At 59.1% G+C, this 19,770-nt stretch carries 16 protein-coding genes; 6 read left to right on the forward strand and 10 right to left on the reverse strand.

The features are described 5' to 3' along the window. Nucleotides 1-155: 155 nt before the first annotated feature. Entirely contained in the window at nt 156-1,592 is a 1,437-nt protein-coding gene (locus QSV77_RS15940; protein WP_269699152.1) for an NAD-dependent succinate-semialdehyde dehydrogenase, read from the reverse strand. A gap of 624 nt (nt 1,593-2,216) precedes the next feature. Between QSV77_RS15940 and QSV77_RS15945 the strand changes: the two genes are divergently transcribed. The 4 genes from QSV77_RS15945 (at nt 2,217) to QSV77_RS15960 (ending at nt 6,621) form a co-directional block, all read left to right on the forward strand. Continuing rightward, the gene (locus QSV77_RS15945) at nt 2,217-2,723 is read left to right on the forward strand and encodes an oxidoreductase (protein WP_142841410.1); all 507 of its coding nucleotides are present in this window, start codon (nt 2,217-2,219) and stop codon (nt 2,721-2,723) included. 9 nt (nt 2,724-2,732) lie between these two features. Further along, on the forward strand, nt 2,733-4,667 hold the full coding sequence (locus tag QSV77_RS15950) for a bifunctional diguanylate cyclase/phosphodiesterase (RefSeq protein WP_269699153.1): 1,935 nt from the start codon (nt 2,733-2,735) through the stop codon (nt 4,665-4,667). Nucleotides 4,668-4,827: 160 nt separating this feature from the next. Further along, a complete protein-coding gene (locus QSV77_RS15955) occupies nt 4,828-5,523 on the forward strand; it encodes an FkbM family methyltransferase (RefSeq protein ID WP_302734223.1) in 696 nt (231 codons plus the stop codon). 261 nt (nt 5,524-5,784) lie between these two features. Further along, a complete protein-coding gene (locus QSV77_RS15960; protein ID WP_271361663.1) occupies nt 5,785-6,621 on the forward strand; it encodes an alpha/beta fold hydrolase in 837 nt (278 codons plus the stop codon). Between the two features lie 54 nt (nt 6,622-6,675). On the opposite strand, the gene QSV77_RS15965 is transcribed toward QSV77_RS15960, so the two are convergent. From QSV77_RS15965 to QSV77_RS15995, 7 genes are all read right to left on the reverse strand, one after another. Further along, nucleotides 6,676-8,058, reverse strand: a complete 1,383-nt coding sequence (locus QSV77_RS15965) for an FGGY-family carbohydrate kinase (RefSeq protein ID WP_302734224.1) — start codon at nt 8,056-8,058, stop codon at nt 6,676-6,678. Beyond that, the gene (rhaM, locus tag QSV77_RS15970) at nt 8,055-8,378 is read right to left on the reverse strand and encodes an L-rhamnose mutarotase (protein ID WP_302734225.1); all 324 of its coding nucleotides are present in this window, start codon (nt 8,376-8,378) and stop codon (nt 8,055-8,057) included. Before rhaM ends, QSV77_RS15965 begins: the two co-directional genes overlap by 4 nt. A 3-nt stretch (nt 8,379-8,381) precedes the next feature. Then, nucleotides 8,382-9,386 carry an ABC transporter permease gene (locus QSV77_RS15975; protein ID WP_302734226.1) on the reverse strand — a complete coding sequence of 335 codons (1,005 nt, stop codon included), beginning with the start codon at nt 9,384-9,386 and terminating at the stop codon, nt 8,382-8,384. Beyond that, complete coding sequence (locus tag QSV77_RS15980; protein ID WP_080820961.1) at nt 9,383-10,384, reverse strand: ABC transporter permease; 1,002 nt, start codon at nt 10,382-10,384, stop codon at nt 9,383-9,385. The genes QSV77_RS15975 and QSV77_RS15980 overlap by 4 nt, the downstream gene beginning before the upstream one ends. A gap of 13 nt (nt 10,385-10,397) precedes the next feature. Further along, nucleotides 10,398-11,930, reverse strand: a complete 1,533-nt coding sequence (locus QSV77_RS15985) for a sugar ABC transporter ATP-binding protein (RefSeq protein WP_302734228.1) — start codon at nt 11,928-11,930, stop codon at nt 10,398-10,400. Nucleotides 11,931-12,157: 227 nt separating this feature from the next. After that, nucleotides 12,158-13,168, reverse strand: a complete 1,011-nt coding sequence (gene rhaS, locus QSV77_RS15990) for a rhamnose ABC transporter substrate-binding protein (protein ID WP_065118075.1) — start codon at nt 13,166-13,168, stop codon at nt 12,158-12,160. Nucleotides 13,169-13,214: 46 nt separating this feature from the next. Further along, entirely contained in the window at nt 13,215-14,045 is an 831-nt protein-coding gene (locus tag QSV77_RS15995; RefSeq protein ID WP_065118076.1) for a DeoR/GlpR family DNA-binding transcription regulator, read from the reverse strand. Nucleotides 14,046-14,245: 200 nt separating this feature from the next. Here QSV77_RS15995 and QSV77_RS16000 point away from each other — a divergent pair, with 200 nt between their 5' ends. Together QSV77_RS16000 and rhaI are read left to right on the forward strand one after the other, a co-directional pair. Continuing rightward, nucleotides 14,246-16,342, forward strand: a complete 2,097-nt coding sequence (locus QSV77_RS16000; RefSeq protein ID WP_302734231.1) for a bifunctional rhamnulose-1-phosphate aldolase/short-chain dehydrogenase — start codon at nt 14,246-14,248, stop codon at nt 16,340-16,342. A gap of 189 nt (nt 16,343-16,531) precedes the next feature. Further along, the gene (gene rhaI / locus QSV77_RS16005; protein ID WP_302734232.1) at nt 16,532-17,824 is read left to right on the forward strand and encodes an L-rhamnose catabolism isomerase; all 1,293 of its coding nucleotides are present in this window, start codon (nt 16,532-16,534) and stop codon (nt 17,822-17,824) included. Nucleotides 17,825-18,028: 204 nt separating this feature from the next. On the opposite strand, the gene panB is transcribed toward rhaI, so the two are convergent. Together panB and panC are read right to left on the reverse strand one after the other, a co-directional pair. Continuing rightward, entirely contained in the window at nt 18,029-18,868 is an 840-nt protein-coding gene (gene panB / locus QSV77_RS16010; protein ID WP_302734233.1) for a 3-methyl-2-oxobutanoate hydroxymethyltransferase, read from the reverse strand. After that, complete coding sequence (gene panC / locus QSV77_RS16015) at nt 18,865-19,743, reverse strand: pantoate--beta-alanine ligase (protein ID WP_302734234.1); 879 nt, start codon at nt 19,741-19,743, stop codon at nt 18,865-18,867. Before panC ends, panB begins: the two co-directional genes overlap by 4 nt. Nucleotides 19,744-19,770: the final 27 nt, after the last annotated feature.

Consider the following 19,770-nt stretch of genomic DNA (forward strand, 5'->3'; position numbering starts at 1 on the left):
TATCGAGCGACCGCGACTTTCGCCTTCTCCCCGGGGGGAGAAGGTCGCGGCAGCGGGATGAGGGGACAACGGCAAAGATATGCGGAGAGCTTGCCCCCTCATCTGACCCTTCAGGCCATCTTCTCCCCGGCGGGGAGAAGAGATTTTTGCGCAAATCAGCTCATCTGGCTGATGAAGCGGGTTTCCAGATAGGCCTGAACGGCTTCCGAGCCGCCTTCGGTACCGTAACCGGAATCCTTGATGCCGCCGAAGGGGACTTCGGGAAGCGCCAAGCCATTATGGTTGATGGTCAGCATGCCGGCTTCAACTTGGTGGCCGAGCGCATGTGCGGTCTTGACCGAACCGGTGAAGGCATAAGATGCAAGACCAAAGGGCAGACGGTTGGCTTCGGCAACTGCATCGTCGAAGCTCGAGAAGCGGTTGATGATTGCGACCGGGCCGAAGGGCTCGTCATTCATGATCTTGGCGCTGGTCGGCACGTTGGCGAGAACCGTCGGTTCGAAGAAATTGCCCTTGTTACCGATGCGGCGGCCGCCGGTCTTCAATTCGCCGCCATGGGAAACCGCGTCGCTGATGAGGCCTTCCAGCGCCGGAATACGCCGCTCATTGGCGAGCGGACCCATGATGACGCCGTCTTCCAGACCATTGCCGACCTTGACCGCCTTGGCGGCTTCCACGAAACCTTCAAGGAAACGGTCCGCAACGCCGTCCTGCACGAGGAAGCGGGTGGGGGCCACGCAGACCTGTCCGGCATTGCGGAACTTCGAAAGCGAAGTCACCTCAATCGCTTTTTCGATATCGGCGTCGTTGAAGATCATCACCGGCGCATGGCCGCCGAGTTCCATCGTGGCGCGCTTCATGTGCTTGCCGGCCAGCGCCGCGAGGTGCTTGCCGATCGGAGTGGAGCCGGTGAAGGAAATCTTGCGGATGATCGGATGCGGGATCAGATATTCCGAAATCTCTGATGGGACGCCGTAAACGAGACCGATAACGCCCGCCGGTACGCCGGCATCCACGAAAGCGCGGATGAGTTCCGCCGGCGATGCCGGGGTTTCCTCCGGCGCCTTGACGATGATGGAGCAGCCGGTGGCGAGCGCTGCGGAAAGCTTGCGGACGATCTGGTTGATCGGGAAGTTCCACGGCGTAAACGCTGCAACGGGACCGACCGGCAGCTTGATGGCAAGCTGCGAAACGCCGGCCGCACGCGCGGGAATGACCTGGCCATAGGTGCGGCGTGCTTCTTCGGCGAACCAGTCGATGGTATCGGCGGCGCCCATGATTTCGGTACCGGATTGCGCCAGCGGCTTGCCCTGCTCGCGCGTCATCATATAGGCGATCTTGTCCTTGCGCTCGCGCAGGATATCCGCGGCCTTGCGCATGATTTTCGAACGCTCGAAGGGCGAGGTGTCGCGCCACACCTTGAATCCGCGGTCAGCGGCGGCAAGTGCCAGATCGAGGTCTTCCTTCTCTGCATGGGCGATCGCGCCGATGATCTCGTCGGTTGCCGGATCGGACACGGCGATCGTCTTGCCGGAAACGGCGTCTCGCCATTCGCCATCAATGAGAAGTTTGATGTCGGGATAGGTGTGCATAGGGGCTACCTTCATGATGCGGCCAATACGGCGGATGCCGTCCGGCCCGGAGACGTGAACAGAATTTTCCTGGCCGGACGATATCCGGCATCGCGGCTTTCGCTGCGCGGAACGTGTGTCTGGACATTTCCGGCGGGGATTCTGGAGTTGCCGGAAACGGAAACGACAGCCTTTATATTAAGTTCCGCGCGGTATGTTTCAACCGTCGGCTCTGGCAAAGACGATGATTTTTCTGTGACGTGGAACTTGTCTTTTGTCATTTATGTTTAGCATGCAAGTCGATGCCGGGTTTCCGGTCGCAACCTCCGGTTCGCGCGAATCACATGTTTCGGTATGTGGCCAGGAAAGCCCCCGTCACGATTTGGCCTTCGTTCCGCCGGAGGAATTTGGTGTGGCGGCATGAGTGGGGGTTCGCCTGCGTCATAACAGTGCGCGGAACGTAAAAAAGTACAAATAAGACGGAAAAATTATCCAAAGGGTTTACTCAAAACCTAGAGAAAATACGGATAAAATCTCAGTGAGGATATAACATACTTTCCTGATATATATTGCGGACGTCGGTTCCCTTGACCATCAGCGGTTGGCGAAAACCTTCGACCTGAACGTTATCGATGGAGAAAAAGTATGAGTTTCGCCCGGGTACTTCTCAGCGCGTTCTTGTCGCTTGTGTGGCTTTCCTGTGCCCAAGCGGGGACAATTGCCAAACCGCAAGGAAAGCCGATATTAACCATATCCGGCAAGATCACCAATACGAATGCTGATGGTGCTGCGCAGTTCGATCGCGACATGCTGGAGGCGCTTGGCATGGTGACGGTGGAGACGACGACGCCATGGCACGATGGTCGCGTCCGTTTCGATGGTGTTTCGCTGGAAAAATTGATGGAGGTCGTCGGTGCGACGGGCACCAGCATCACGGCGGTCGCTCTCAATGATTATGTCAGCACGATACCGGTTGAGGATTTTAAGAAATTTAACGTTATTCTGGCGATCAAACTGGATGGCAACTACATGACAGTTCGAGAAAAGGGTCCGTTGTTCGTCATTTACCCCTATGACAGCGACCCGGAATTACAGAAGCAGACCTATTATTCGCGGTCCGCGTGGCAAGTCGCCAAATTGATAGTGGAATAAAGGTGCCGTTTGCGAAAACTTGTGGCGGTGATCATCTGTTGCTTCGTCCTGGCAACGGGCTATATCGCTTTCGTCATTGCCGAGCGGCAAACCGCTTTGCAGAAGTTCGCCCGCTATAATGATTCGTGGGCCGTCAGCCAGACCGTGGCGGAATATCTTCGCCTTCAGAACAAGCTTGCCGTATTCGCGCTAAGCCCCGGCAAGCTTGACCGGGACGAATTGCAGTTGCGTCTGGACATCATGCTCAGCCGCCTGGAGCTTTTGAAACAGGGCAATCTGGGGGCCTTCATCCATGAAAAGCAGCAGTGGCGAGATCTGGTAACCCAGCTTGATGCCGTTCTGGCGCGCCTGGAACAGCAGATTAACAGTCTGGAACCGGCGGATGTTCCGGATCTACTTTCGGCGATGAGCGCGCTTGATGCGCCGATGACGACACTGGCCTCGTCATCAGTGGCCTATGACGTCAATCTCATCGATACGGCCCATGAGGATGTGCGCAAGCTGCACATCGTCTATACCGCGTTGGCGGGTGGCCTCATCCTCTGCGGTATCGCGCTCGTCATATTGCTGCTTCGTCAGAACGACCTTCTGAATCGTGCACAGAAAAGCATGCGCGGCCTGACGGACGATCTGCGCGCCGCAACGCTGGAGCTGCAGGCGAAAAACGTGCGGCTGGAACATGACGCCTATCACGACGCGCTGACCGGACTGCCCAACCGGTCCCTGTTCCGCCAGGAATTGATCGAGAGATTGCGCCGATCCTTCGGCGGTACCGGAACGACGGCGATCCTTCTGCTTGATCTCGACGGGTTCAAGGACGTCAACGATACGCTCGGCCACGATGCGGGTGATGCGCTGCTTCAGGCCGTGGCGCAGCGGCTTTCGGCCATCAGCGGCGATTACGACATGGTATGCCGGCTGGGCGGCGACGAATTTGCCGTGGTCTCCGATGACCTTAACGAGGACACGGCCCGCCGCCTTGCCTCCAAGCTCATCGACCAGATCAGCCGCACTTACCAGCTTGGCGTGCAGGAGGTCAAAATCGGCACCTGCATCGGCATCGCCATATCGCATGGTACAGTCGATGCGGATGAATTGTTCAAGCGCGCCGATCTGGCGCTTTATGAGGCGAAAGCCATCGGTCCGGGCCGGGCGAGTGTTTTCAAGGTCCGTATGCAGAAGCAGCTGACCGAAAAGAAATCCTTCGAGGCCGATCTGCAGACGGCGCTGCAGAACGATGAGATGGAAGTCTATTACCAGCCGCAGGTGGCGACGCAGACACGCAAGCTCTGCGGCTTCGAGGCACTTCTGCGCTGGAAGCATCCCGTGCGGGGGGATGTGCCGCCCAGCGTGTTCATTCCCGTTGCGGAACGAACCGGCCTTATCCATTCGCTCGGAAAATGGGTGATGGAGACCGCCTGCCGCGAGGCGATGGGCTGGGACGAGGACATGAAAGTGGCGGTAAACCTGTCACCGGTTCAGTTTCACAGCACCAACCTCATCCAGAACGTCATGGGTGCCCTTGAAAAAAGCGGGCTGGAGCCGAGCCGGCTTGAGCTTGAGATCACCGAATCGATTCTACTGAACAAGAGCGACCAGACGATCAATACGCTGACCCGGCTGAAGGATGTCGGCATCAAGATCGCCATGGATGATTTTGGCACAGGCTATTCCTCGCTTGCGAATTTGCGTGGCGTACCCTTCGACAAGATCAAGATCGACCGGTCCTTCCTGCGCGATATCACCAGCGACCGTGATGCGCTGGCGATCGTCGAATTTGTGGTCGGGGTGGGCCGTAGTCTGCGGATGACGACGATTGCCGAAGGCATCGAGACGGAAGAGCAATATGAGTGCGTCAGACGTCTGGGTTGCGATCAGGTACAGGGTTATCTGATCAGCAGGCCGTTGCCAGCCAAGGAACTGGTGTTCTGGAGTTCCGTCTGAAATCCCCTTTTCGCATCACCGCAAGCGTATCGAAATTTTAACCGGATGTATCGGTTCCTGCTAAAACCGATACCGGTTGCTGCACCGATGCTGTAGAGCATTCCGGTCGATACGAGATCGTTCTGGTGAAACGACCGGATTTTGCGAAAAGGCTTGAGACATGGAAATACTGGACGTGCATGGAGTTGCCCTGCCTCTTTCTTCCGATGAGGTATCGCCCGTCATCTGGCAGGCGCTGACCGACGGCAGCTATGAGGCGAAAGAGGCCCGCAGCGTCCTGAAAGCCATCAAGCCCGGCGACCGCGTGCTGGAACTGGGGTCCGGCATCGGCATCATCACCTCCATCATTGCCGGCATTGACGATGTTTCGGTGTGGGCTTTCGAGGCCAATCCTTCGACGGCGGCGCTGGCAGAGCGGGTGCTCAAGGCCAATTGCCGCGGCAATGTCGTGTTTTCGCAGGGGCTTCTCACCGCCGATGCGCCGAGCACCTATCCTTTCTACGTCCGCAAGGATCTCTGGATGTCATCCATGGACGAAAATCAGGGGCCTTATGAACAGCGCATCGAAATCTCTTCCGAAAATATCGATGAATTTATTGCCGGCCACGGCATTACCGCCCTCGTGATGGATATTGAAGGCGCTGAACGTGACCTGCTTGGCAGGGCCGATCTTGCCGGCGTGGAGAGGATATTCGTCGAGCTGCATGACCATCTTTATGGCCTCGCCGGGGTTCGCGATATCATGCAGGCGCTGACGGCCAAGGGCTATGCCTATGATCCGCGCGGTTCCCGCGGGCCTTGTGTGTTGTTTTCCAGGGATGACAGCCCGAGGGAATACGATCCCGAGGTGGATTGAAGACGAGGGTCGCCCCAGTAGGTGATTGAATTCACGGAACCGTCTGCCTATCCTCTCGTTCTCACTGCAGAGTGAGGGCGCGGAGCGGTTCGATGCGTGTGCAGCCAGGCGGATCGAAAAGATAATTTCATAAATAGCAATTCATTGCCAATTATTGGTGCAATTGTCGCAACCGTTGTCCTGCGTCATCATCCCTCCATCAAACCGGCGCACAACTGACACCGCACCGGAAGATGCCAACGCAACCGAAGGAGAATGATCATGGGCTTTGTAAAGACGACAGACGGAACCGAAATCTTCTACAAGGACTGGGGCCCGAAGGATGCCCAGCCCATCATGTTTCATCACGGCTGGCCGCTCTCTTCCGATGACTGGGATGCGCAGATGCTGTTCTTCCTTTCCAAGGGTTTTCGCGTCGTCGCCCATGATCGCCGTGGCCATGGCCGGTCTGCCCAGGTTGCCGAAGGTCACGACATGGATCATTACGCCGCCGACGCCTTTGCCGTCGCCGAGGCGCTCGATCTGAAGAATGCCGTCCATATCGGCCACTCCACCGGCGGCGGCGAAGTTGCCCGTTATGTTGCCAAACATGGCGAACCCGCCGGCCGCGTTGCCAAGGCCGTGCTCGTTTCCGCCGTGCCACCTCTGATGCTCAAGACCGCGGAAAACCCCGAAGGCCTGCCGATGGAGGTTTTTGACGGCTTCCGCTCGGCGCTTGCCGCAAATCGCGCGCAGTTCTTCCGCGATGTGCCGTCCGGCCCGTTCTACGGTTTTAACCGTGATGGTGCAACCGCACAGGAAGGCGTGATCCAGAACTGGTGGCGGCAGGGCATGATGGGTGGCGCAAAGGCCCATTACGATGGCATCAAAGCTTTTTCGGAAACCGACCAGACGGAAGACCTGAAGGCGATCAGCGTACCGACACTGGTGCTGCACGGCGAAGACGACCAGATCGTCCCGATTGCCGACTCCGCGCTGAAATCGGTAAAGCTCTTGAAAAACGGTACGTTGAAGACCTATCCCGGCTTCTCGCACGGCATGCTGACCATCAACGCCGATGTGCTCAACGCCGATCTTCTGGCCTTCATCAAGGGCTGATCTTAAGACGAAACGAAATGCAGCTTCATTCGAGGCCGCATTTCGTATTTTGCGTCAATCCAGACGCGCGAGCCAGTCGCTACGATATGGACCAAGCCCGGCAATGCTATCAGGAGCGAAATGACGCTCCCGGCCGGCAAGCGGCCTGATGCCGGTGAGGAGCGCGGCGCCCGCGCTGGTGCCCGTGGAGCCGCCGACGGCGATCACCTCCGTATTGGCAAAACCCGCCAGCGCCTTGAGATAAAGCGCATTGCTGGCAAATGGGCCTTCAACCAGCACCGGGCCTTTTCGCCCGATCAGCGAAAGACTGAACTCCGTCATAAGCGCAAGATAAAGGGATGCCGCCGCGTGCCGCTCCGCGACCGTGGCATTGTCGTCATTGATCCAGCGCGCCGTTTTGCCGGGGAAGGGGCCGGAACCACCGACGACGCTGGGCAACAGCATCATGCCCTTGGCCAGCACACCACCAAGCATGGCCTCGATCTCGCCGTCCGGCGCAGGCCCGAATTGCTGCGTCAACATTTCATATTCCCTGCCGCCCATAAAACGGGAGGACGGAACGGGGCGTCCGAGAGCATCGACATTCAACAGCGTGTCACGGGCGGGGTCCAGCGCATCCACTGTGCCGCCGATGGCGAAGTTCACCACCCATGTGCCGGTCGAGACGACCGAAAAATCGCCCTGCCGGCGCAACAGATGCGGCAGGAGCGATGCGTTGGAATCGTGGATACCGCAATAGACGGGCACATCTGCAGACAGACCGTTTTCCTGTGCCAGTGACTTGCGAACCGGCCCTAGCACATCGAAAGCGGAACGCACCGGCGCCATTAATTGCCCGATGCCGAGACGATCGACCAGCGAGGAGAAGGTTTTCCGCCGAGGGTTCCAGAGGTCAGTGTGGCAACCGAGGGACGTCGTTTCGGTTGCGTGAACGCCGGTCAGCCGCCCCGCCCAATATTGCGCATAGGTGACGATGCTGCGTACCCTGGCGAACTCCTGCGGAAACGCGGTTTTCTGAAAATGGATTTGTGCGCCAAGGTTCAGCCCGACGGGAAGCTGCGGCGAGCCGGTTTCTGAAAAATCGGGCCTCAGGCCAAGATAGGCTTCCTGAACAGCGGCGGGATAGCTGTGCTCATAATCCAGCACCGGCATGGCAAGATCGCCGTTCTCATCGAGAAGGGCCGCTGCCGCACCATGGGTGGTGATGGAAATCGCGTCGAAACCCGGCTCATGGCCAAATCGGCGAAGCGAGGCAAGAATGAAGCTCCAGAGCATTTCCACATCGTAATGTGGATAAATGCCATCGCGAAGGACAGGGTTTGTCCGTCGGTCGCTGGCAATCTCTTCGCCGCTGCTGGTGTCGATAATGACGACCTTGGCATTGGTCTTGCCGATATCGATGACCGCGATGCGGCCGGGTATGATTGGATCGCTCATGGCAGATGGAATACTGTCAGCAGGTCTTTCGCCACAGGCGAATTATCGGGATTGCTCTCCATGATATCGGCCATATGCGCCCACCATTTCTTCATCACGGCATGCTCGGGCAATGCCGCCATGCCGTGGTTTTTGGGACGCGTGAGAACGCCGAACAGGATGTTCGTTTCCGGGTCGAGATGGATGGAGTAATCGCTCACGCCGGCTTCATGCAGCAGCGTCACCAGTTCCGGCCATATTTCGTCATGGCGTTTTTTGTATTCGGCCTGCTTGCCAGCATGGAGCTTCATCTTGAAGGCGTGTTTTTCGAATTCCGGCATGGCTCAGCCTCTCATGGCTCTAAGGCGACGAACGACGATGGGGATGGCGATGGTGACGATCAGCAACAGGCCGACGAAGATCGACATGACGATACCAGGCACATTCAGCAGGCCAAGACCAAAGGTGACAAGGCCCATGACGAAGGCGGCGATGACGACGCCGGCAATGGTGCCCGAGCCGCCGAGAATGGAAACGCCGCCCAGCACCACCATGGTCACCACTTCAAGCTCCCAGCCCTGAGCGATCGACGGGCGGGTGGAGCCGAGACGGGAGGTGAGGCAGACGGCGGCGATGCCGCTCATCAGGCCGGTGAGCAGGAAGAGGATGAACTTCACCCGCTCGACGGGAATGCCGGAGAAGCGGGCCGCGAAGGGATTGGTGCCGATGACATAGACCTGCCGGCCGAAATTGGTGGCGTGCAGCAGAATGGCGAAGAGGACGGCCATGACGATGAACAGCACGAATTCGAAGGATATGACGGAGATCACGTAACCCTGGCCGAAATAGGCGAAATCTTCAGGATATTTGCCATAGGCCTGATCGCCCAGCACCATATAGGAGATGCCGCGAAACAGGCTCATCGTGCCGATGGTGACGACGATGGACGGCAGCTTCAGCCCGGCGACCAGAAAGCCGTTGAAAGCCCCGCACAAAAGCCCGGTGCCGATGCCGATGGCGACGAGGCCGGGCGTGCCGACGCCCATCTGCACCGCCGCGCCCATGGCGGTGGAGGCAAGCGCAATGATGGCGGCGACGGATAGATCGATTTCACCGGCAATGATCAGCAGCGCCATGGCAAAGGCGATGATCGCCTTTTCGGTGAAGTTGAAGGTTGCGTCGGAGAGGTTCCAGGCATTGAGGAAATAGGGTGAGGCGAGCGAATTGGCGATGAAGATCAGGATCGCAACGCCAAGCAGCAGCACTTCCCAGCTGGCCATGACACGGCGCAGCGGCGTACCGAGCTTGTCGGGGATGATGCGCGGTGTCTGTGTCGGTTGCGAGGTCATGCTGCGGCCTCCTTGGCCTGATCGGCTGCCGCCCGGTCGCGCAGGATGATGCGGCCTTTTCGAGCTTCGGCGCGGGCGTTGAAGACGACGGCAAGCACGATCACCACGCCTGATATCGCCATCTGCGCGAAGGGCGAGATGCCAATGACCGGGAGCGCGTTCTTGATGACGCCGAGGAACAGCGCGCCAAGCACGGCGCCCGCCACTGAGCCTATGCCACCGGCAATCGAGATGCCGCCAATCACATTGGCCGCTACACTGTCCAGTTCGAAACCGGCGGCGATATCGACATAGGCAACGGCATAACGCGAGACCCAGAGATAGCTGGCGAGACCGGCCAGAGCGCCTGACAGCACGAAGGCGAAGAAGCGCGTGCGGCCGACATCGATGCCCGCATACACGGCTGCACTCGGATTACCGCCCGATGCATAGGCCGAACGGCCGAAGGAGGTGCGGCTGAGCACCAGCCAGGCCCCGGCGATGATGAGGATCGCCACCCATGAAAGAACCGGCATGCCGAGGATTACGGTGCGCGGTACATTGAGGAAGGTCGGCGAAAGCTGGTGCGCATTCACCCAGCCGCCGCCCGACAGCACGAAGGCCATGCCGCGATAGATGGTGAGCGTACCGAGCGTGACGACGATGGGCGGAATGCCGAGCCACCAGACCAGTACGCCGTTGAGCGAGCCGAGAAACGCACCGATGCCGACCGCCATGGCGATGAGAAGCGGCAGGGGAATACCCGGAAAGGCGGCATTGGTCATCGCCACGGCCATGCCGGTAAAGGCGAGGTTTGCGGCGACCGAAAGATCGATGGATTTGGTGAGAATGACCGCCATCTGGCCAAGCGCCAGAATGATGAGGATGGACGTGTCGTTGAAGATATTGACGAGATTGCCGGGCCGGCTGAAACCGGGCGCGCGCAGCGCAAAACCGGCGATCATGACGATGATGATGCCCGCCAGCAGCCATTCGCGATTTTTGAGTAGACGTTGCATGTGGTTGCCCCTCTCAGGCATTGCCGGTGGCGGCGCGCACCAGCTTTTCCGGAGAAAAATCGGCGCGTTCGAACTGGCCCGCCATCAGGCCTTCGCGCATGACGATGGCACGGTCGGACATGCCGAGGATTTCGGGAAGTTCGGATGAAATCATGATGATGGAAAGCCCTTCCGCCGCAAGCTCGCTGATGAAGCCATGCACGGCGGCCTTGGAGCCGATATCGATGCCCTTGGTCGGCTCGTCGAGAATGATGACCTTGGGCTGGGTGGCGAGCCACTTGCCGATCACCACCTTCTGCTGGTTGCCGCCCGAAAGCGTGCCAACAGGCACGGAGAGTGCGGCGGCGCGAAGGTCCAGCCGCGCGGCATATTTGCGCGCCAGCGCGAATTCATTGGCGGCGGCGAGAAACCCTTTGCGCGATGTGCGCGTGAGAGAGGGCAGCGACATGTTCTGGTAGATTGGCATGTCCAGCGCCAGCCCATGGCGGCCGCGCTCTTCCGGTACATAAACGATGCCGGCGCGGATCGCGTCTTCCGGCGAACGAATGGTGAGCGGCTGGCCGTTCAGCTTTATCTCTCCCGAAGCCGGCCGGGTGATGCCGAACAGCGACTGGCAGAGTTCGGAGCGCCCCGCGCCGATCAGCCCGTAAAGGCCGAGAATTTCGCCTTTGCGCAGCTCGAGCGAAATATCGCGGAATTCTGTCTGGTGCGAGTAATCGCGAACCGACAACACCGTTGGTCCCAGCGTGACGGCCTGCTTGGGGAAGGCGTTCGTCACGTCGCGACCGACCATCAGGCGCACGATCTCATCCTGCGGCGTGGTGGCGAGTGTGCCGGCTCCGACCATTTTCCCGTCGCGGAACACAGCGTAATTCTCGGCGATTTCATAGACTTCATCGAACTTGTGGCTGATGAAGAGGATCGCCTTGCCCTGCCGCTTGAGGTTCTCGACGATGCGGAAGAGATCATCGATCTCCTTGCGGGAAAGCGCAGCCGTCGGTTCGTCCATGATCACGATGCGCGCCTCGACCGACAACGCACGGGCGATGGCCACCAGATGGCGCTGGGCGATCGAAAGATCTTTCAACCGGATGGTAGGATCGATGGTGCTTTCCAGTTGCTCCAGCAGAACCCTGGCTCGCTCATTGATGGTCTTCCAGTCGATCAGGCCGAAACGGCCTTTGGGCGCATGACCGAGGAAGATATTTTCGCCGACCGAGAGCTCGTCGAAGAGCACGGTTTCCTGATGAATGGCGGTGACGCCGGCATCAATGGCATCTTGCGCACCGTGAAAGGTCACAGCCTTGCCATCCAGCAGGATTTCGCCTTCGTTCGGGCGGTAGATGCCGGTGAGGATTTTGACGAGCGTGGATTTGCCCGCGCCATTCTCGCCGATCAGCGCGGTGACCTTGCCGGGATAAAGCGCAATATCGACGCCATCCAGCGCTTTCACGCCGGGGAATATCTGGCTGATGCCGCGCATTTCCAGAATGGGCGTGGCGCTCGAAGCCTCTGTCATGTTGATGGTTTGGGTTTCAGCACGCATTATCAGGTCTTACCGGTCGGTTTTGAGTGAAGTGATCGGGGCCACCCCCCTCTGCCCTGCCGGGCATCTCCCCCACAAGGAGGGAGATCGGCCAGAAGAAAACGCTCGCTCACTCGCAACGTTGGAGATGGCCGAGAGGCCGCCGCATATCGATCTCCCCCCTTGAGGGGGAGATGTCCGGCAGGGCAGAGGGGGGTGCCCTCCACGCACTGCCGTCACTTCTCAGATCAGAAAATCTTCGAGAACTGATCGATATTCTTCGCGTCATAGATGAACGGATCAGCCATCGCCGCTTCGCTGTTTTCGCCAACCTTGATCTTGCCCATGCGGCCGGCTTCGATTTCCGAGCCCGGCTTGCCATCGGCTTCGCCCTTCACAAGGCGATAGGCGATCTGGGTGGCGGAGTAACCGAGGTCGATCGGGTTCCAGATGGCGAATTCCTTGGTGGCGCCCGATTTGATCGCGCCGGCCATTTCCGACGGCAGGCCAAGGCCGGTCACGAAGACCTGACCGATCTTGCCGGCATCCTTCACGGCCTGAGAGGCAGCGAGAACGCCAACGGTCGTCGGCGCTACGATGACCTTCACATTCGGCTGCGAGGAGAGCAGGCCCTGCGCTTCGCGGTAGCTCTTGTCGGCAAGGTCGTCACCGTAAACCGTCGTGACGAGGTTGAGGCCGGGGAAATCCTTCAGCTGTTTCTTCATCTCATCGATCCAGATATTCTGGTTCGTGGAGGTGGTGGTGGCCGAAAGAATGGCGAAGTCGCCCTTGCCACCTTCCAGATGCGATGCGGCGAGCTGCAGGCACATCTTGCCGATCAGCGCGTTGGAAGAAGGATTAAGCTGAAGAATGCGGCCCTCGGGCGCCACGCCGGAATCCCAGGAAATGACCTTGATGCCGCGCTGTGCCGCCTTTTTCAGCGCCGGAACAACGGCGTCGGGGTCGTTGGCGGAAATGGCGATGGCATCGACGCCCTGCGCGATCAGCGAATTGATGACTTCGATCTGGCCTTCCGCCGTGGTGCTGGTCGGACCGGTATAGATGATCTCGACGCCGCCGAGATCCTTTGCGGCTTCCTGCGCGCCCTTGTTGGCGGCTTCGAAAAAGCCGTTGCCGAGTGACTTGACCACCAGTGCGATCTTGACGTCTGCTGCTTGGGCAACGCTGCCAAGCCCCGCGACGGAGAGCGCCGCGCTGAGTGCCAGAACGCTGGTCAATGTTCTGCGTGTAAGTTTCATGTCCCTTTTCCTCCCGTTTTGAACCTTGTTTTTCCTCCAGCGCTCCTCAAGCGACTGAAGAAGAATTCTCCTCATCCGGCGGACCGGCGGTTTTTCCCGCTGCCACCGCACCGGCGATCAGCAATTCGACGCCGGCATCTTCCACCATCCTTGCCGCTTCGTCCGAAATCCCGTCATCGGTGATGATGGTCGTGACATTTTCGAGCGGGCATAAAATCAGGCTGGATCGTTTTCTGAATTTCGAGGAATCGACCATCACGATCAGTTCTTCCGCCTGCCGCATCAGTTTCTGTTCGCTCTGGATGACCAGCGCGTCGGACTCCATGATGCCGAGCGCGCCCACGCCCTGCGCGCCGAGAAAAATCCGTCGCGCATAAAAATTGCGGATCGCGTCGTTCTCGAAAGGCGACAGGATAAGGCTCTGGTCGCGATAGATCGCGCCGCCCGGCACGCTGACACTGCATTTGGAATGCTTGACCAGATGCTCGGCAATCGCGAAGGAATTGGTCATCACCTGCAGGCGGCGTGCCGCCATGTAATGCACCATCTGGAATGTCGTCGTGCCGCCATTCAGGATGATCGCGTCGCCATCATTGCAGAGGTCGACCGCCTTGCGCGCAATTGCGCGTTTCTTGTCAATATTGACCGATTCGGAAACACGGAAAGGGCGTGCGGCAAGATTGCCGAGCTGCGGCGGATGCACCGCTTCCGCTCCGCCGCGCACGCGCCGCAACTTGCCCTGAACGTGCAAAGATGCGATATCCCGGCGGATCGTCGCTTCCGATGCATCCGTGAGTTCAGCAATATCCTGCACCGTCACGACAGCTTTTTCCTGTGTGGCGCTCAAGATGATGCGATGGCGTTCGCGTTCGTGCATGGGGTCCTCCTGACCGTGATTATTCGCAATCTCTTTACGTTGTCAATCAAAAACGATCAAATTAATCAATATCGCGCTGCAACATGAAAATTTATGATCGTTTTTGATTGACATTGTGCTTTTGGATGCGCGATACCTGCCATCAAAGGAGGCGGGCCGATATCGGCTCCGCGAATGCAGACAGATATTGGGAGGAAGACATGACGGGAACATCCCGCCTTCTCGAAAGCCGTTGGGACGATGCTTACGCCAGGACGCTCGATGAGCCCGGCAAGCTGCTTTATCGCTCCAATCTGCTGGGTGCGGACAAGCGCATCACCAATTACGGCGGCGGCAATACCTCCGCGAAGGTGTTGGAAATCGATCCGCTGACCGGTGAAAAGGTCCGCGTCATGTGGGTCAAAGGTTCCGGCGGTGATGTCGGCACCATCAAGCTCGATGGTTTTGCGACGCTTTATCTCGACAAGCTGGAAGCGCTGAAGGGCATTTATAAGGGTGTTACAGACGAGGACCGCATGGTCGGATTCCTGCCGCATTGCACCTTCAACCTCAACCCGCGCGCCGCCTCCATCGATACGCCGCTGCACGGTTTTGTGCCTTACGATCATGTCGATCACATGCATCCAGATGCGATCATCGCGATTGCCGCTTCGAAGAATTCGAAGGAGCTGACGCAGCAGATCTTCGGCGATGACATCGGATGGCTGCCCTGGCGTCGTCCGGGTTTCCAGCTCGGGCTTGATCTCGAAGCTTTCGTCAAGGCAAATCCCAAGGCCAAGGGCGTGGTGCTGGAAAGCCACGGTCTGTTCACCTGGGATAATGACGCCAAGGCTTGCTATAAGCTGACGCTCGCCATCATCAACAAGGCGATCGAGTGGTTTGCGGGAAAGACCGAAGGCAAGGTGATCTTCGGCGGTGCCGTGGCCAAGAGCCTGCCGGTTGCCGAACGCCGCGCCATCGCCGCGCGGCTGATGCCGGAAATCCGTGGCCGCATTGGCCGCGAGGAGCGCAAGCTTGGCCATTTTGACGATCAGGATGCAGTTCTCGAATTCGTCAACTCCAGGGAATTGAAGCCACTCGGAAATCTCGGCACATCCTGCCCTGATCACTTCCTGCGCACCAAAATCCGCCCGCTGATCCTTGAGCTCGATACCGCGAACCCAGATGTAGATGCGCTGACGGCGGCTCTGGACAAAGCGCTTGAGGCTTACCGCGCCGATTACAGCCGTTATTACGAGGCTTGCCGCCACGACAATTCGCCCAAGATGCGCGATCCGAACCCGGTGATCTTCCTCATTCCTGGCGTCGGCATGTTGTCCTTCGCCAAGGACAAGGCCACGGCCCGCATCGCCGGCGAATTTTATGTCAACGCCATCAATGTCATGCGCGGCGCGTCCACCGTGTCAGAATATCAGGGTCTTCCCGAGCAGGAAGCCTTTGATATCGAATATTGGCTGCTGGAAGAAGCAAAGCTGCAGCGCATGCCGAAGCCGAAAAGCCTTGCCGGACGCGTGGCCTTCGTCACCGGCGGCGCCGGCGGCATTGGCCGGGCAACGGCGGAACGGCTGGCGGGCGAGGGTGCCTGCGTGGTTCTGGCCGATATTGACGAGACGGCGCTGGAAGCCGCCAAAGGCGATTTCGTCAAGCGTTACAGCGCCGACGCGGTGCGTACCGTCAAGCTAGATGTGACGCAGGAAGACGCGGTCATTTCGGCCTTTGCGCAAGCGAGCGTGGAATTCGGCGGCGTGGATATTCTCGTTTCCAATGCCGGCATTGCCTCTTCCGCACCCGTGGAAGATACGACGCTAGCCATGTGGAACAAGAATATCGACATTCTCGCCACGGGTTATTTCCTCGTCTCGCGAGAAGCATTCCGGCTGCTGCGGCGTCAGAATCTCGGCGGCAACGTCGTGTTCGTCGCCTCCAAGAATGGCCTTGCCTCTTCACCTAACGCATCGGCCTATTGCACGGCGAAGGCCGCGGAAATTCATCTCGCCCGTTGCCTTGCGCTCGAAGGCGCGGAAGCGGGCATTCGTGTCAACACCGTTAATCCCGATGCCGTGTTGCGTGGTTCGAAAATCTGGAATGGTGAATGGCGTGAGCAGCGTGCGGCTTCATCCAAGATCGAGGTGACCGATCTGGAGGAACATTACCGCAAACGCTCGATGCTGAAGCTCAACGTCTTCCCGGAAGACATCGCTGAGGCGATCTATTTCCTGGCGTCCGACGCTTCCGCCAAGTCCACCGGCAACATCATCAATGTTGATGCCGGCAATGCGCAGAGTTTTACGCGATAAGGCGTTTGGCGCGTTCTTATTTCCGTCATTCCGGCCTTGAGCCGGAATCCAGCCAGCCCAAGTCCTTGGGCTGAAGGAACTTATCCCGCCGCGCAGACGCGCGTTGACTGGAGACCGGCTCAAGGCCGGTATGACGGCGATGAGGTCGATAAGCTAAGCATGCACTGGACCGATTCCCGGGAGGAAAAGATGACCGAGACGAAAATCGCCGCCGATGTGATCGCGGTTGAAAACGAAAAGCGCGCCGGCGCACAGAAAGACGACTATCAGGCGCTGGGCAACCAGCTTGCGCGCCGTAACATCGATATCGATGCCGTTACGGCCAAGGTGGCAGAGTTTTTCGTCGCCGTGCCCTCCTGGGGCGTTGGCACGGGCGGCACGCGCTTTGCCCGTTTTCCCGGCACGGGCGAGCCGCGCGGCATTTTCGACAAGCTGGATGATTGCGCCGTCATCAACCAGCTGACGCGGGCTACACCAAACGTCTCCCTGCATATTCCGTGGGACAAGGAAGACCCGAAGCGGCTGAAGGCCCATGCCGATGCGCTGGGTCTCGGCTTCGACGCCATGAATTCCAACACGTTTTCGGATGCGCCCGGTCAGAGCCATTCCTACAAATACGGCTCCCTCAGCCACACGGACGCCGCCACTCGCCGGCAGGCCGTCGAGCACAACATAGAGTGCATTGAGATCGGCAACGCCATCGGCTCCAAGGCGCTGACGGTGTGGGTGGGCGACGGCTCCAATTTCCCCGGCCAGAGCAATTTCACCAGAAGTTTCGAGCGGTATCTTGCCGGCATGGCCGATATCTACAAGGCGCTGCCGGAAGACTGGCGCATTTTTTCCGAACACAAGATGTATGAGCCGGCCTTCTATTCCACCGTCGTGCAGGACTGGGGTACCAATTACCTCATCGCCAATACGCTCGGCGAAAAGGCCTTCTGCCTCGTCGACCTCGGCCACCATGCGCCGAACACCAATATCGAAATGATCGTCGCCCGGCTCATCCAGTTCGGCAAGCTCGGCGGTTTCCATTTCAACGACAGCAAATATGGCGATGACGATCTGGATGCCGGTTCAATAGAACCTTATCGCCTGTTCCTCGTGTTCAACGAGCTGGTGGACGCGGAATATCGCGGCGTGAAAGGTTTCCATCCGGCCCACATGATCGATCAGTCGCATAATGTGACGGACCCGATTGAAAGCCTGATCTCCAGCGCCAATGAAATCCGCCGCGCCTATGCTCAGGCATTGCTGGTGGATCGTGTGGCTCTCGACGGCTATCAGCAGGAAAATGATGCCCTGCTGGCTTCTGATACGCTGAAACGGGCTTATCGCACCGATGTAGAGCCCATTCTCGCGCAGGCCCGGCAATTGGCTGGGGGTGCAATCGACCCCATCGCGACCTATCGGGCGAGCGGTTATCGCAAGCGGGTGGCGGCGGAACGGCCGGCTTCGGTTGGTGGCAGCGGTGGTATTGTGTAGTCGTTCGATTTGCTGGATGCGCAAAGACTGCGATCAGGCTGAGCAGGCGGTTAACAGCAAACAGCATTGCCTCACCTCTCCGCTGTCATCCTCGGGCTTGACCCGAGGATCCATGGTGCGTCAGGTTATGGATCCTCGGGTCAAGCCCGAGGATGACGTTGAGTTTTAGGGCAAGGCTTGCCATCAGCATACTGGCTAAGCTTCTTACTCCCCCTTAACGGGTTGCTTGCGCACCTGAAACGTATGCTCCGGCCCCGGAAATGCCCCCGAGCGAACTTCGTCGGCATAAGCAGCGGTTGCTTCCGAAACCGCCGCACCAAGATCAGCAAAACGTTTGACGAATTTCGGTTTGAAATCGGAAAACAGGCCAAGCATGTCGTCGGAGACGAGCACCTGTCCGTCGCAGGCCGGTGATGCGCCGATGCCGATGGTAGGGACTGAAAGTTTCTCGGTCAGCTCGCGGGCAAGCGGCTCGACTGTGCCTTCCACGACGATGGCGAAGGCGCCCGCCTGATCGACCGCAATCGCATCACGCCAGATCTTTTGCGTTTCCGCATCCGAATGGCCGAGCGAGCGGAAGCCACCGGCGGTGTGGACAAGCTGCGGCATCAGGCCGACATGGCCAAAGACAGGAATGCCGCGGGCCACCAGAAAGGCGATTGTCTCGGCCATTTCTTCGCCGCCTTCCAGCTTCACGCCGTCGCAGCCGGTTTCCTGCATCAGCCGCACGGCGTTGCGGAAGGCCTGTTCCTTCGATTCCTGATAGGTGCCGAAGGGAAGATCGACGATGACGCAGGCTCGGTTGACGCCGCGCATGACGGCGCGGCCGTGTGCGATCATCATATCCAGCGTCACGCCAACCGTCGTGTCCATGCCGTAAAGCACCATGCCGAGTGAATCGCCGACCAGCAGCAGGTCGCAATGCGGATCGAGCAGGCGGGCAATCGGCGTCGTATAGGCGGTGAGGCAGACGATGCGCGCCTCGCCTTTCATCTGCCGGATGGAGGCTGTCGTCAGCCGCTTCAGTTTTCCATGGGTGCTCATTGGGCAGCCTCTCTTTTTTCAGTTCTGTCGCGGCCGATGACGCGGTTGTCGAGGAGGCGCGTGCTGCCGAAGCGCACGAACAGCGCCACCAGCACGGGTCCCGCCTGCACGGAGGTAACTGGCGCCAGCGTATCGGGATCGCGCACCGCAACAACCTCCGGCAAAGCCAGTGGCTCAGAGGCGATAAATTTTTCTATCGCCGCTTCCAGGGCGGCCGGATCGTCTAGGCCTTGGTCATAAAGCCGGTTAGCTTCTTCAAGCGCACGCGGCACGATCACGGCGGCAGCGCGTTGCTCGGGGGTCAGATAGACATTGCGTGAGGAGCAGGCGAGACCATCCGCTTCACGTACAGTCGCGACCGGCACGACCCGCACCGGTTGGGCGAGGTCTTCCACCATGCGGCGGATCAGCGTTACCTGCTGATAGTCCTTTTCGCCGAAATAGGCGGCATCCGGCTGGACGAGGTTAAAGAGCTTGGTCACGACGGTGGTGACGCCGGCAAAATGCCCCGGCCGCACCGCGCCTTCCAGCTGGCTGCCCAGTTCCGGCACATCCACGACGGTCGACATCGGGCGCGGATACATCTCCGTTACATCGGGTGCGAAAAGAATATCGATGCCCGCCTCTTCCAGCAGCGCGCTGTCGCGGGCGAGGTCACGCGGGTAACGCGCCAGATCCTCATTCGCACCAAATTGCAGCGGGTTGACGAAGATGGAAACCACCGTCACGTCGTTTTCTGCCTTGGCTTGCGCAACGAGGGTGAGGTGGCCGATATGGAGAAAACCCATGGTCGGCACAAAGCCGACAGTCTTGCCCTCGCGGCGAAAGGCGGCAATCGCATCCCGCAATTCTGCGACGGTTTTTACAAGGCGCATGGGGTCTCCTCCGGCTGCCCGATCACC

This window comes from Agrobacterium sp. V1, assembly GCF_030518355.1.
Taxonomy (GTDB): domain Bacteria; phylum Pseudomonadota; class Alphaproteobacteria; order Rhizobiales; family Rhizobiaceae; genus Agrobacterium; species Agrobacterium cucumeris.